The organism is Streptomyces subrutilus (assembly GCF_008704535.1).
In the GTDB taxonomy this organism is placed as follows: Bacteria; Actinomycetota; Actinomycetes; order Streptomycetales; family Streptomycetaceae; genus Streptomyces; species Streptomyces subrutilus.
In genome coordinates this window covers 2614766-2627707 of record NZ_CP023701.1, presented here as the reverse complement: position 1 = coordinate 2627707, position 12942 = coordinate 2614766, and the positions used below count along the sequence as shown (strand labels likewise).

The following is a 12942-nucleotide window of genomic DNA, read 5'->3' as shown; positions in this document are numbered from 1 at the left end:
AAGGGCCACTTAAAGATCATCGGTAATAACTCTCGATGGACGCGCCGCGCACGGGCTGTGAGGCTCGTGGAGCCCCCGGGGCCGGGTCCTCAGCAGGGCCCGGCCGACCCGGGTTCGGCCCTGTGAGCACCTGTGCCCGAGTCCGCCGGGTGCTCCCTATCGAGGGAGAGTCATGTCGAAAGCCGCCATCGGTCGGCTCGCCGTACTGAGCCTGCTCTGGGGCTCGGTCTTCCTGTGGATCAAGATCTCCGGCTACGGCTTCTCGCCGGTCGAGATGGTCTTCGTACGCCTGGTCCTCGGCGCCGCGGTCATCCTCAGCATCGGCTACGCCAAGGGCCAGAAACTGCCGCGCGACCGCACCGTGCTGGGCCACATGGCCGTCGCGGCCCTGCTCGGCAACGCCGTGCCGTGGCTGCTCTTCGCCGAGGGCGAGCGCACCGGCTCCAGCAACATCGCGGGCATCGTCAGCGGCACCGGCCCGGTGTGGACGCTGGGCGCGGCGGTGCTGCTGGGCACGGAGAAGAGGCTGGGCGCGGCCCGGATCTGGGGCATGGTGGTCGGCCTGCTCGGCGTGGTGCTGGTGGCCGCGCCGTGGAGCGACGGCACCCACGTCTCCACCACCAGCGTGATCTACTTCGCGCTCGGCGCCGTCAGCTTCGGCAGCAGCTTCGCCTACGTCGGGCGCTTCCTGACCGGGCGCGGCATCCCCGTCTTCATGCTGGTGGGCGGTCAGCTGGCGATGGCGGCCGTGATGACCCTGGTCGCGGTGCCGTTCATCGGCCTGGAGCCCGTCGAATGGCGCACCGACTCGGTGATCGCCCTCGTCATCCTCGGCGTCATGTGCACCGGCTTCGCCGTCCTGCTCAACACCATCATCATCGGCAAGGACGGCCCGGCCGCCGCGGCCACGGTCATCTACCTGATGACCGTCGTCTCCGTCGTCCTCGGCGCGGTGTTCCTGGACGAGCCCCTCGGCTGGACCGTGCTGCTGGGCACCGTCGCCGTCCTGGTCGCCACCGGGCTGCTGCGCCGCAAGCCTGCCGAGCCCGCAGCTCCCGCGACGTCCGCCGAGCCCGCGAAGGAGCCGGCGGCGGACGGGACCGTGGAGGCCGGCGCGCCCGCGGAGGCCGCCGGGGCCGCGCCGGAACGGGACGCGCCCGACGCGGGAGCCCCGGCCGCCGCGCCGGCCAGGACCTCCGCCGCCGGAAGCTGACGTGGAGGTCAAGGCCGTGTACGTGGTGGAGCGGTCCTTCCCCGCGGGTGGCGGGCGCCTCCGGTCGGCCTGGCCGCAGCACGAGGAGTACCTGCGCAACCTCGCGGCCCGCGGCATCCTCGTCGGCGGCGGCCCCTGGGCCGACGGCGGCGGGGAGGTGCTCGTCCTCGACGTGCCGGACGAGGTGTCCCTGCACCGCGTGGTGCGCGGCGACCCGCTCTCGGCCGCCGCCCTGGTCACGGGCGCGCGGGTGCGGCGGTGGAACGTCGAGTACGGGCAGCTGACCGCCGCCGTGGGGGCCCCCGCCGCCCCCGGCGCGGGGACGCTCTCGCCGCACGAGCGCAGGATCGCCCTGCTGGTGCTCGGCGGCATGACCAACCAGGAGATCGCGGACCGGCTGAACGTCTCGGTCCGCGCCGTCGAGCAGCACCTCACGCGGATGTACCGGAAGCTGTCCATCCGCCGGCGGGCCCAACTGGCCTCCGCCCTGGGCATCTACGCGCCCTCCCCGTGCCCGGAGGCGGAGGCGGGACCGGCGGGGCGGCCGGGGACGGAGACGGACTCCGGCGCCGTCCCGCACCCCGGCCCGCTCCCGGCTCCCGTCCCGGTCCCGGTCCCGGTCCCGGGGAATATGCCGGAGCCGTCACCTGGTCGGCACATTCCACTGACTGCGTGATTCCGTAGTGCCGCCGAAAGAGCCCCCGCATACGGTTTCGAATGTCACCCGGGAGAGCGTCCACCGCCCCGGGAACATGAGACTCCTTGCCATTGAATGGGGCCCCACATGTCTTTGCATGCAGCGGCGCGGGTCGGCGTGGTCGTACCGTCCGGAAATGCCGCGGCGGAACCGGAAATCGGCACTCTCGTACGGCCCGCCTTGAATGTGCACACCTCGCGGTTCCCGGTCCTGCCGGGCCGGGACCTGCGCGAGCGACTCGACGTCTACAACGAGCAACTGCCCGCCGTCGTCGCCGGATTCGGCGGCCTGGCCCTCGACGCCGTCGTGGTGGCCTGCAGCGGGTCCCACTACCTCCTGGACCCGGACGGCGACCGGGCGCTGTGCGAGAAGATCGGCGCCGACGCCGGCGCCCCCGTCGCCTCCTCCACCCTCGCCACCCTGGACACCACCGGCGACCTCGGCATCACCGACATCGTCCTGGTCTCCCCCTACCAGCCCTGGCTCACGGACCTGTCGGCCGGCTACTGGGAGCGCGCCGGGCTGCGCGTCACGCAGACCGTCAAGGTCCGGGCCGGCGACCGCTACTCCCCGTACGACGTGACCACCCGCGACCTGGTGGACCAGGTGAACGAGGCCGCGCCCGCGGACGACGCGGTGCTGCTCCTCACCGGCACCGGGATGTTCACCTTCGAGGCCCTGCGGCAGCTCGGCGCCGACAACCGCCGCACCCTGCTGACCTCCAACATCTGCTCGGCCCGCTGGGCCCTCAAGCAGGCGGGCCGCGACGTCCCGCAGGGCGAGGCGCTCTGGCCGCTGCACCGGCTCGCGGGCAGCGCGGCGTGAGCGCCGGCCCGGTCCGTACGGTGGTCGTCGGCGCGGGACCGGTCGGCCTCACCGCCGCCCTGGTGCTCGCCCGCGCGGGGGTGCCCGTCACGGTGCTGGAGGCGGCCGACGGCCTGTCCACCGCCTCCCGGGCCTCCACCTTCCACCCCTCCACCCTCGACCTGCTGGCCGAACTCGGGGTCGCCGACGCCCTGTGCGCGGCCGGCCGCACGGTCCGCGAGATCCAGTGGCGCGACCTCGCCCAGCGCGTCGTCCACCGGATCGGCTACGAGGCCCTGGACGGCCGCACCGACCACCCGTACCGGGTCCACGTCGAACAGGCCCGGCTCACCCCGCTGCTGCTCGACGCCCTCGCCGCCCACCCGCACGCCGAAGTCCGCTTCTCCAGCGAGGTCTTCGACCTCCGCCCGGCCGGCGACGGGGTCCGCGTCTGGTGCGGCGGCCCCGACGGCAGCCGCTTCCCGCTCGACGCCCGCCACGTCATCGCCGCCGACGGCAGCCGCAGCACGGTGCGCGACCTGCTGCGCCTGCCCTCCACGGCCCGGCCGTACGACACGTACGCCCTGCGCGTGGTCACCCCGACCCCGCTCGACGAGGTGCTGCCCGACCTGTCCGCCCTGTCCTACGTGCGCGACGCCCGCGGCTCCTTCAGCATGCTCGGCCTGCCGGACCACTGGCGGCTGATCTTCCGCATCCCCGGCGCCGTGCCGCGCGAGGAGGTGACCGCCCGCCCGGCGGTGCGCGACCTCCTGGCCCGGAGCCTGCCCGGCGCCGCCGCCGACATCCGCGTCACCGGAGCGCACACCTACCGGCTCGCGGCGTACGTCCTGCCGGACTTCCGCGTCGGGAACGTGCTGTTCGCCGGGGACGCCGCCCACCTGACCTCCACCGCCGGCGGCATGAACATGAACTGCGGGCTGCACGACGCCGTCGCGTGGGGCCGGGCCGTCGCCGCCGTCCACCACGGAGCCGACGACCGCACGCTCACCCGGGTCGCCGCCGAACGCCGCGGCGCCGTGCTCGACGCGGTGATCCCGCGCAGCGAGGCCCGTACCGCCGGCATCGGCGACCCCGGCGCGCTCGCCCGCGCCCTGGACGACATCGCCGCCGTCGCCGCCGACCCGGACCGGCGCACCGACTACCTCGTCAAGGCCTCGCTGCTGGACTGCGCCCCGCGCCCGGTGGTCCGCGCCTGACCGAACGGCGCCCGCCCGCAGGACCGCCCCGTTTCCCCTGCCCGCATTCCCCCGTGCAGAAGAAGGACGACATGCGCATCTGGTTCCACAAACACACGGTCGAAGGACGGCTCCCCCTCCTCGACGACTGGTACCGCGCCCACCTGAACGCCATCGCGGGCCCCGACACCGTCATCGACATCAAGACCCTCCCCGCCGAGACCTACCCCGACAACACCCCCTTCGGGCTCGTCGGCCACCACTCGGCGCAGGTGCTCTTCAGCGAGCACTTCGCCCACTCCGCCCTGCGCGCCGAACGCGAGGGCTACGACGCCTGGGTCATCGCCGCCGGCCAGGACCCCGGCCTGCGCGACGCCCGGCACCTCGCGGGCATCCCCACCCTCGGCTACGGCGAGGCCTCCTTCTTCCTCTCCGCGATGACCGGCCAGCGCTTCGGGCTCCTCGGCTTCATGCCGCCCCTCGAAGAGCCCATCCGCGCCAACATCACCCGCTACGGCCTCGACCGCTGGCTCGCCTCCTACGAGGTCGTCCCAGACGGCTGGGCCGGCGTCCACGCCGCCCTCGACGGCGACTACGACGGCTTCGTCGCCACCTACACCGACGCGGCCGAACGGGCCCGCCAGGCCGGAGCCGAGGTCATCATCCCCGCCGAGGGAATTCCCAACGAGATCTTCTGGCACCTCGGCATACGCGAACTCGCCGGACTCCCCGTCATCGACCCGGCCGGCCTCGCCGTCAAGTTCGCCGAATTCAGCGTCCAGCTCGGCGAACTCGGCATCTTCAGCCGCTCGAATTCCGGCTACTGGTTCCACCGGCCGCCCTCAGACATCGCGCACCACCTCGAAAAGGTATTCCTCGGCTCGACCATCCAGGGAGCGTGAACCATGTCCATCCACTCCAGCCTCGGACCCGTCGCCTTCAGCACCCCCGCCGCCGCCCCGCTGCACCGCCCCCGCCGCCTGCGCCGCACCCCGCAGCTGCGCCGGCTCACCGCGGAGACCCAGGTCAACGCCAACAACCTGATCCAGCCGCTGTTCCTGCGCGACGGCATAGACGAACCGCGCGAGATCACCTCCATGCCGGGCGTCTACCAGCACACCCGCGACAGCCTGCGCAAGGCCGCCGCGGAGGCCGTCACCGCGGGCGTCGGCGGCATCATGCTCTTCGGCATCCCCCGCGAGGCCGACAAGGACGAGCGCGGCACCGGCGCCACCGATCCCGAGGGCATCCTGCAGACGGCCCTGCGCGACGTCGTCGCCGAGGTCGGCGACGCGACCGTGGTCATCGGCGACATCAACCTCGACGAATACACCACCCACGGCCACACCGGCGTGCTCGGCGCCGACGGGGACGTCGACAACGACGAGAGCGTCAAGCTCTACGCCCGGGCCGCCGTGGTCCAGGCCGACGCCGGCGCCCACATCGTCGCCCCCAGCGGCATGATGGACGGCCAGGTCAGCCACATCCGCGCCGCCCTCGACGAGGCCGGCCACCACAACGTGGCCATCCTCGGCTACTCGGCCAAGTACGCCTCGCACTTCTACGGCCCCTTCCGCGACGCCGTCGAGTCCTCCCTCCAGGGCAACCGCCGCACCTACCAGCAGTACCCGGGCAACATCCGCGAGTCGCTGCGCGAGGTGGAGCTCGACCTCGCCGAGGGCGCCGACATGGTCATGGTCAAGCCCGCGCTCGCCTACCTCGACATCGTCCGGCTCATCGCCGACCGCGTCGACGTCCCCGTCTCCGCGTACCAGGTCTCCGGCGAGTACTCGATGATCGAGGCCGCCGCCGCCAAGGGCTGGCTCGACCGCGACGGAACCGTCCTGGAGAGCCTCACCGCCATCCACCGCGCGGGCGCCTCTCAGATCATCACGTACTGGGCGACCGAGTTCGCCCCGCGACTGGGCAAGTAGAGGGACGGACAGGACCGTGGAAACGACCACACCCGAAGACCGCAGATTCCTCACGGTGGGCATCAGCCACGCCACCGCCCCGCTCGACCTCCTGGAGCGGCTCTACGAAGCCCCCCACCCCCTCGAACAGCTCGCCGCCCGCATGGCCGAGTCCGACGCCATCGCCGCCTCCGTCGTCCTGTCCACCTGCAACCGGATGGAGGTCTACGTCGAGGCCGCCGCCGGCACCGACGCGGTGGCCGCCGTCGGCCGGCTCATCGCCGACCACACCGGGGTGCGCGCCGACGAACTCGCCCCCTACCAGTACGTCCGCGGCTCCGACGACGCCCTGCGCCACCTCTTCCAGGTCGCCGCCGGACTCGACTCCGTGGTCCTGGGCGAGGACCAGATCCTCGGCCAGGTCAAGGAGGCCCTGGAGCGCGCCCAGCGCGCCGGGACCGCCAGCAAGACCCTCAACCAGGCCGTCCAGTCCGCCCTGCGGATCGGCAAGCGCGCCCGCAACGAGACCGGGCTCAACGAGGCCGGACGCTCCCTGGCCACCGCCGGACTGGCCTTCTTCGAACGGCTCGTCGGCTCCCTCGACGGCCGGACCGCCCTGGTCATCGGCGCCGGCTCCTTCGGCGGCGTCGTCCTGGCCGCCCTGCGCCGCTCCGGCCTCAAGACCGTCCACATGGCCAACCGCACCCCCGACAAGGCCCAGCGCCTCGCCGAGACCGCGGGCGGCACCGGCTACTCCCTGGAGGCCATCCCGGCCCTCCTCGAAGAGGTGGACGTGGTGGTCAGCTGCACCGCCGCCACCGCCCCGCTCGTCACCGAGGAGCACATCGCCACCGCGATGTCCCGCCGCTCCGGCCGCCCGCTGTACCTGCTCGACCTGTCCCTGCCGCGCAACATCGAGACCGCGGCCGGGAGCGTCGACGGGGTCACCCTCGTCGACCTCCAGCGCATCGCCCGCGAGGGCGGCGACGACGAACTGTCCGTCTCCAGCGTCGAGGCCGCCCACCGGCTCATCGACACCGAGGTCGAGGCCTTCAACTCGGCCCGCCGCGCCGCCCGCGCCACCCCCATCTTCGCCGCGCTGCGCGACAGCGCGGCCGAGGCCACCGACGCCGAACTCGACCGGCTCAGCCGCCGGCTGAACGACATGGACGGCGCCGCCCGCAAGGAAGTCGCCCACAGCGTCAAGCGGATCGTCGAGAAGATGCTCCACCGCCCCACGGTCCGGGCCCGCGAACTCGCCGGCGCCCCGGACGGGGACGTGTACGTCGACGCCCTGCGCGAGCTCTTCGCGCCGGAGGCGCAGGCCACGAACACCAGCACCAGCACCAGCACTCAGGAGGTCATGGCATGAGCGCGATATCGGCGCTGTGGAACGCCGAGTCGATCGCGGTGGTCGGCGCCACGGAACGGCCCGGCGCACTGGGGCGCAAGCCCCTCGACTTCCTCCTCCGGCACGGCTACAAGGGCCGCATCCTGCCGGTCAACCCCAAGGGCGGCGAGATCCTCGGCGTCCCGGCCTACACCAGCCTGCGCGAGATCCCCGGCCCCGTCGACCTGGCCCTGATCATGGTGTCCGCCGAGCGCGTCGCCGCGGCCGTCGACGACTGCGCCGCCGCCGGCGTCCCCCTCGCCATCGTCGCCTCCTCCGGCTTCGCCGAGACCGGCGCCGAGGGAGCCGCCCTCCAGGCCGACCTCGTCGCCCGGGCCCGGGCGGGGGGAGTGCGCCTCATCGGCCCCAACTGCATCGGCGCCGTCAGCTTCAACAACCGCGTACTGGCCACCTTCAGCCCGCTCTTCGGTGCCGAGAGCGTCCCCTTCGAACCCGGCACCCTCGGCTTCGTCAGCCAGAGCGGCGCCCTCGGCTTCGGCGCCGCCAGCCTCGCCCTCCAGCGCGGACTGCGGCCCGGCTGGGTCGTCAGCACCGGCAACGACGCCGACGTCACCGCCCTCGAAGTGCTCCGCGAACTCGCCGCGGAGCCCGACGTCTCGGGCCTGCTCGGCTACCTGGAGGACGTCCCGGACATCGACACCCTGCGGGTCCTGAGCGCCTCCGGAAAGCCCGTGGCCCTGCTCAAGTCCGGCCGCACCGAGGCCGGCGGCCGCGCCGCCGCCTCCCACACCGGGGCCCTGGCCACCGACGACCGCGTCCTGGACGCCGCGCTGCGCCAGCTGGGCATCGTACGGGTCGACGACATCGACGAACTCCTCGACGTGGCGCAGGCGTTCGAGTTCCCGCTGCGCCCCGCCGGGCCCCGCGTGGCCGTCGTCACCACCTCGGGCGGCTCCGGCATCCTGGCCGCCGACGCGGTCGAGGGCGCCGGGCTCGAACTCAGCGACCTGGCCCCCGAGAGCATCGCCGCCCTGTCCGAGATCGTGCCGCCCTTCGGCTCCGTCGAGAACCCCGTCGACATCACCGCGACCGTCCTCAGCGACCCGACCCTGTTCGACAAGTCGCTCGACGTCCTCATCGCCGACGAGTCCGTCGACATCATCATCGCCTGCTTCTGCGTGATGGCCGGACCCGACGTCGAGAAGGCCGTCACCGCCCTGTCCAAGGCGGCCCGCAAGGGCGGCAAGCCGATCCTCGTCGCCCGCACCGGCGCCGACTTCCTCGCCCCCGACGCCCCGGCCATGCTCCGGGACGCCCAGCTGCCCGACTACCCGACCCCCGCCCGCGCCCTGCGCGCCGCCTCCGCGCTGTGGCAGGTCAGCCGCCCCCGCACCGCGCCGGCCGCCCCCGGCGACGGCCCGGGCACCCCGGCCCCCGCCGCCGCGGCCACCGAACCGGAGCTCAAGCGGCTGCTGGCCGACGCCGGCATCACCGTCCCCCGCGGCCGGACCGTCACCGACGCCGAGGACGCGGTGCGCGCGGTCCGGGAACTGGGCGGCCCGGCCGTCGCCAAGGCCGTCGTACCGGGACTCCTGCACAAGTCGGAGGCGGGCGGCGTCCTCGTCGGCGTCACCGAGGCCGAGGCCCCCGGGGCGTACGCCAAGCTCGCCGCGCTCGGCGGCGCCGTCCTCTTCGAGGAACTCGCCCCGGAAGGCGTCGAAGTCCTGGTCGGAGCCCGCTCCACCGCCCTGGGCACCGTACTGACCGTCGGCCTGGGCGGGGTGTTCACCGAACTCCTCGACGACGTCAGCCACCGGTTGCTGCCGCTCGCCCCCGGCGACGCCGAGTCGATGATCGGCGAGCTGCGCGGCGCGGCCCTGCTGCGCGGTGCCCGCGGCCGGGCCGCGGCCGACGAGGCGGCCCTGGCCCGGGTCCTCGAAGGGGTCGCCGGCCTGGTCGCCTCCTGGCCCGGCGAGTTCGAACTGGACCTCAACCCGGTCCGCGTCCTGCCCGAGGGCGCGATCGTCCTGGACGCGGCCTACACGACCACCCCCGCGGACCCGGCCGCCCCGGTCCGCACGGCGACCGAGGCCTGACCCCGCCGGGCCACCGAACCGACCCGTCGGGAGCCGGCGCCATGCCCTGACCGCCGGCTCCCGACCGGTCCCCTCCCACCCCCACCCCCCACCCCGCCCGCACGCCCCGCATGCGCACCCCCGCGCACCCACCGGGACCACCCCGGACCATCCGGACCACCCCGGACCACCCGAAAGGCAGAGCACACGAGATGCCGCAGCCCACCGCGCCCACCCCCACCCCGACCTCCGAACAGCTCTTCGACCGCGCCAACCAGGTCATCCCCGGCGGCGTCAACTCCCCGGTCCGCGCCTTCGGTTCGGTCGGCGGCACGCCCGTCTTCATGGAGTCCGCCCAGGGCCCCTACCTCACGGACGCCGACGGCAACGAGTACGTCGACCTCATCTGCTCCTGGGGCCCGATGATCCTCGGCCACCGCCACCCGGCCGTCGTGGACGCCGTCCAGCGCGCCCTGGCCAAGGGCACGTCCTTCGGCACCGCCACCGAGGGGGAGATCGCCCTCGCCGAGGAGATCACCGGCCGGATCGGCCCCGTCGAGAAGGTCCGCCTGGTCACCTCCGGCACCGAGGCGACCATGTCCGCGATCCGGCTCGCCCGCGGCTTCACCGGCCGTACGAAGATCGTCAAGTTCGCGGGCTGCTACCACGGCCACGTCGACGCCCTGCTCGTCGCGGCCGGCTCCGGCCTGGCCACCTTCGGGCTGCCCGACACCCCCGGGGTCACCGGCGCGCAGGCGGGCGACACCCTCGTCCTGCCGTACAACGACCTGGCCGCCGTCGAGCGGGTCTTCGCCGAGCGGGGGTCCGAGATCGCCTGCGTCATCACCGAGGCGGCCCCGGGCAACATGGGCGCCGTACCCCCGCTGCCCGGCTTCAACGCCGGACTCAAGGAGCTCGCGCACCGGCACGGCGCCCTCTACATCTCCGACGAGGTCATGACCGGCTTCCGCGCCTCCCGCACCGGCTGGGTCGGCGTGGACGGCGTCGCCCCCGACCTCCTCACCTTCGGCAAGGTCATGGGCGGCGGCTTCCCCGCGGCCGCCTTCGGCGGCCGCGCCGACGTGATGGCCCTGCTCGCCCCCGCCGGCCCGGTCTACCAGGCCGGCACCCTCGCCGGGAACCCGCTGGCCACCGCCGCCGGCCTGGCCACCCTGCGCGAATGCACCGACGCGGTCTACGACCGGCTCAACGACGTCGCCGACACCATCGGCACCGGCGTCTCCAAGGCCCTGAGCGACGCCGGCGTCGTCCACCAGCTCCAGTACTCCGGAACGATGTTCTCGGTCTTCTTCGCCGACGCCCCCGTCACCGACTACGACGCCGTCAAGGCCACCGAGGCCTTCCGCTACCGCGCGTTCTTCCACTCGATGCTCTCCCAGGGCGTCTACCTGCCGCCGTCGCCCTTCGAGGCCTGGTTCGTCTCCGCCTCCCACGACGACCGCGCCGTCGACCGCGTCCTGGCCGCCCTGCCCGCCGCCGCCCGCGCCGCCGCGTCGGCCACCCCCTGACCCGGCGAGACCTCCCGACCGGGCATCCGGACCACCACCACAGCAACCGAACAAGGAGCACCATGCCCCCTCTGGAAGGCATCCGCGTAGTGGAACTGGCGGGCAGCGCGCCCGCCGCCTTCGCGGCCACGATCCTGGCCGGACTGGGCGCCGACGTCGTCCGCATCGACCGGCCCTCGCCCGGCGGGGAGTACGAGCCGAGCGACCCGCTCGCCCGTGGCCGCCGCTCGGTGGCGGCCAACCTGAAGGACCCCGCCGACCTCGCCGCCGTGAAGACCCTGCTGGAGCGCGCCGACGTCTTCCTCGAAGGGTTCAAGCCCGGCTTCACCGAGCGCTACGGCCTGGGCCCGGACGCCTTCGCCGAGACCAACCCGCGCCTGGTGTACGCCCGCGTCACCGGCTGGGGCCAGCAGGGCCCCTGGTCCACCCGGCCAGGCCACGACCTCAGCTTCCTCGCGGTCACCGGCCTGCTCGACGGCGACCGGCTCCCCGGCGCCCCGCCCGCGCCCCCCTCCACGTACCTCTCCAGCTTCGCGGGCGGCGGCCTCCTCCAGGCCCTCGGCGTCCTCGCGGCGCTCCAGGAACGCCACCGCTCCGGGCTGGGCCAGGTCGTCGACGCGGCCATGGCGGACGGGGCCGCGCTGCTCGACCTGATGGTCCGCCAGTGGCGCGAGGTCCCGGGCCGGGTCACGGTCACCGACGCCCCGTTCTACTCGACGTACGCGTGCGGCGACGGCGCCCACGTGGCGGTCGGCGCGATCGAGCCCCACTTCTACGCCGAACTCGTCACCGGCCTCGGCATCGACGGCCCGGACCTCGCCGACCGCGCCGACGAAGCCCAGTGGCCCCGCCTGCGCGAGCAGATCGCCGCGGCCTTCCTGACCCGCCCCCGGGACCACTGGACCACCCTCTTCGAGGAGCACGAGGCCTGCGTCTTCCCCGTCCTGACCCGCACCGAGGCCGCCGCCCACGAAGCCCTGGCGGCCCGCGCCACCTTCGTCGACGTGGCCGGCCACCCCCAGCCGTCCCCGTCCCCCCGCTTCAGCCGCACCCCCCTCCCCGCCCCGACCCCGCCCCCCAAGCCCGGCCTCACCCCGCAGGCCGCCCTCCTGGCCTGGCCGAGCTGACCCGCGGGCACCCCCGACGACGGCAGCGGCCCGCCCGCCCCCGACCGGGGGCGGGCGGGCCGCTGCCGCGTGCGGGCCCGGGCGGTCCTGCGCCCGGGCCGGGGTCAGCTCAGGGACCGGTGGCTGCGCCAGTCGACCGTCAGGACGTTCTTGGCCGGGGCGTTGGTGTTGGTCTGCGACGGGTAGTACACCCGCATCTGGCCGTCCACGCCCGAACGGGCCCAGAGGTCCGGGATCGAGTCGTTGTTGACGTCCGGGATGCCGATCGCGGTCGAGACGTTCGCCTCGGTCCAGCTCGTGCCGTACTGGACGTCCCCGTTCAGGGAGTTGCTCGCCAGCGTCAGCGAGTTGAGGTCCACGCTCCCCGCGACCGACCCGGGCCTGCCGTGGCGGACGTACATGGTGCCGTTGTCCAGGTTGCGCCAGAGCAGGTCCGGCGTGGAGTCCTGGTTGATGTCGGCGACGTTGACGATGTCGCGCCGCTCCCAGGCGTCCACGTTCATCAGCGTCGCCGTCCGGAAGGTGGCACCGGTGTAGCCGGACAGCACCCAGAAGGCCGGACCGGCCCGCAGGACGGTGATGGAGGCGCTGCAGTCCTATGGGCGCCCGTTCTTCGGCCGGGCGTCCAAGATGACCGTACGACCGCTGCATCTGGCCAATGTGCAGGCGATGACCGGTCTGGACGCGGCGGAAGCGGTGGACGCTGCTGATCACCGGAGGGTTCCCGGAAATCGTTCAGTCCTGGCGGCCGGGGATGGGCCGCCAGGACTTTCCGCGCGAGGCTGTGTCCAACCCGTTCGCGCCGCTGGTGGTGGCGGGCGCACCGTCGCTGCCGGGGGAGTTTCCCGAGGCGTCCCACTCGCGCGCGATCCTGGAAGCGGTCGGCAGTGGCGAGCGGACCTTCTCCACCATTGCCGCGCAGGCCGGTGGTGCCGGCGCGCTGGCCTCGGGCACGCTGTCTCCGCTGCTGAACACGCTGCTTGCCAAGCGACTCCTGGCCGCTGACCTGCCGCTGTCGGTCAAGGCGGACAGCAAGA

Annotated in this window: 10 protein-coding genes and 1 pseudogene; 10 read left to right on the top strand and 1 reads right to left on the bottom strand. The window is 73.8% G+C overall.

The genetic code is table 11. The features are described from left to right. Window positions 1-172 precede the first annotated feature (172 nt). The 10 genes from CP968_RS11120 (at window position 173) to CP968_RS11075 (ending at window position 11905) form a co-directional block, all read left to right on the top strand. Window positions 173-1213: a DMT family transporter gene (locus CP968_RS11120; RefSeq protein ID WP_167536790.1), complete on the top strand. Its 1041-nt coding sequence runs from the start codon at window positions 173-175 to the stop codon at window positions 1211-1213. A 1-nt stretch (window position 1214) separates the two neighbouring features. After that, window positions 1215-1889, top strand: coding sequence for a helix-turn-helix transcriptional regulator (locus tag CP968_RS11115; protein ID WP_208835984.1), 675 nt, complete (start codon window positions 1215-1217; stop codon window positions 1887-1889). A gap of 207 nt (window positions 1890-2096) precedes the next feature. After that, the gene (locus CP968_RS11110) at window positions 2097-2735 is read left to right on the top strand and encodes an aspartate racemase/maleate isomerase family protein (protein WP_229886137.1); all 639 of its coding nucleotides are present in this window, start codon (window positions 2097-2099) and stop codon (window positions 2733-2735) included. Further along, window positions 2732-3931, top strand: coding sequence for an FAD-dependent oxidoreductase (locus CP968_RS11105; protein ID WP_150517859.1), 1200 nt, complete (start codon window positions 2732-2734; stop codon window positions 3929-3931). Before CP968_RS11110 ends, CP968_RS11105 begins: the two co-directional genes overlap by 4 nt. Window positions 3932-3984: 53 nt before the next feature. Beyond that, window positions 3985-4812 carry an aspartate/glutamate racemase family protein gene (locus CP968_RS11100; RefSeq protein ID WP_229886113.1) on the top strand — a complete coding sequence of 276 codons (828 nt, stop codon included), beginning with the start codon at window positions 3985-3987 and terminating at the stop codon, window positions 4810-4812. 3 nt (window positions 4813-4815) lie between these two features. After that, window positions 4816-5844 (top strand): porphobilinogen synthase, encoded by a 1029-nt coding sequence (gene hemB, locus CP968_RS11095; RefSeq protein ID WP_150517858.1) that lies wholly within the window; start codon window positions 4816-4818, stop codon window positions 5842-5844. A gap of 16 nt (window positions 5845-5860) precedes the next feature. Next, window positions 5861-7195, top strand: coding sequence for a glutamyl-tRNA reductase (locus CP968_RS11090; RefSeq protein ID WP_150517857.1), 1335 nt, complete (start codon window positions 5861-5863; stop codon window positions 7193-7195). Further along, window positions 7192-9270, top strand: a complete 2079-nt coding sequence (locus CP968_RS11085; RefSeq protein ID WP_150517856.1) for an acetate--CoA ligase family protein — start codon at window positions 7192-7194, stop codon at window positions 9268-9270. Before CP968_RS11090 ends, CP968_RS11085 begins: the two co-directional genes overlap by 4 nt. Window positions 9271-9461: 191 nt before the next feature. Continuing rightward, window positions 9462-10778 (top strand): glutamate-1-semialdehyde 2,1-aminomutase, encoded by a 1317-nt coding sequence (gene hemL / locus CP968_RS11080; protein WP_150517855.1) that lies wholly within the window; start codon window positions 9462-9464, stop codon window positions 10776-10778. Window positions 10779-10840: 62 nt separating this feature from the next. Continuing rightward, window positions 10841-11905 carry a CaiB/BaiF CoA transferase family protein gene (locus tag CP968_RS11075; RefSeq protein WP_229886114.1) on the top strand — a complete coding sequence of 355 codons (1065 nt, stop codon included), beginning with the start codon at window positions 10841-10843 and terminating at the stop codon, window positions 11903-11905. Window positions 11906-12009: 104 nt separating this feature from the next. Here the strand turns inward: CP968_RS11075 and CP968_RS11070 are convergent. Next, window positions 12010-12477: pseudogene (locus CP968_RS11070) on the bottom strand (hypothetical protein); the annotation flags it as partial. Window positions 12478-12942 lie beyond the last annotated feature (465 nt).

Coding starts and splice junctions, on each gene's coding strand:
- CP968_RS11120 (WP_167536790.1), top strand. CDS start 173: ATGTCGAAAGCCGCCATCGGTCGGCTCGCCGTACTGAGCCTGCTCTGG.
- hemB (WP_150517858.1), top strand. CDS start 4,816: ATGTCCATCCACTCCAGCCTCGGACCCGTCGCCTTCAGCACCCCCGCC.
- CP968_RS11085 (WP_150517856.1), top strand. CDS start 7,192: ATGAGCGCGATATCGGCGCTGTGGAACGCCGAGTCGATCGCGGTGGTC.
- hemL (WP_150517855.1), top strand. CDS start 9,462: ATGCCGCAGCCCACCGCGCCCACCCCCACCCCGACCTCCGAACAGCTC.
- CP968_RS11075 (WP_229886114.1), top strand. CDS start 10,841: ATGCCCCCTCTGGAAGGCATCCGCGTAGTGGAACTGGCGGGCAGCGCG.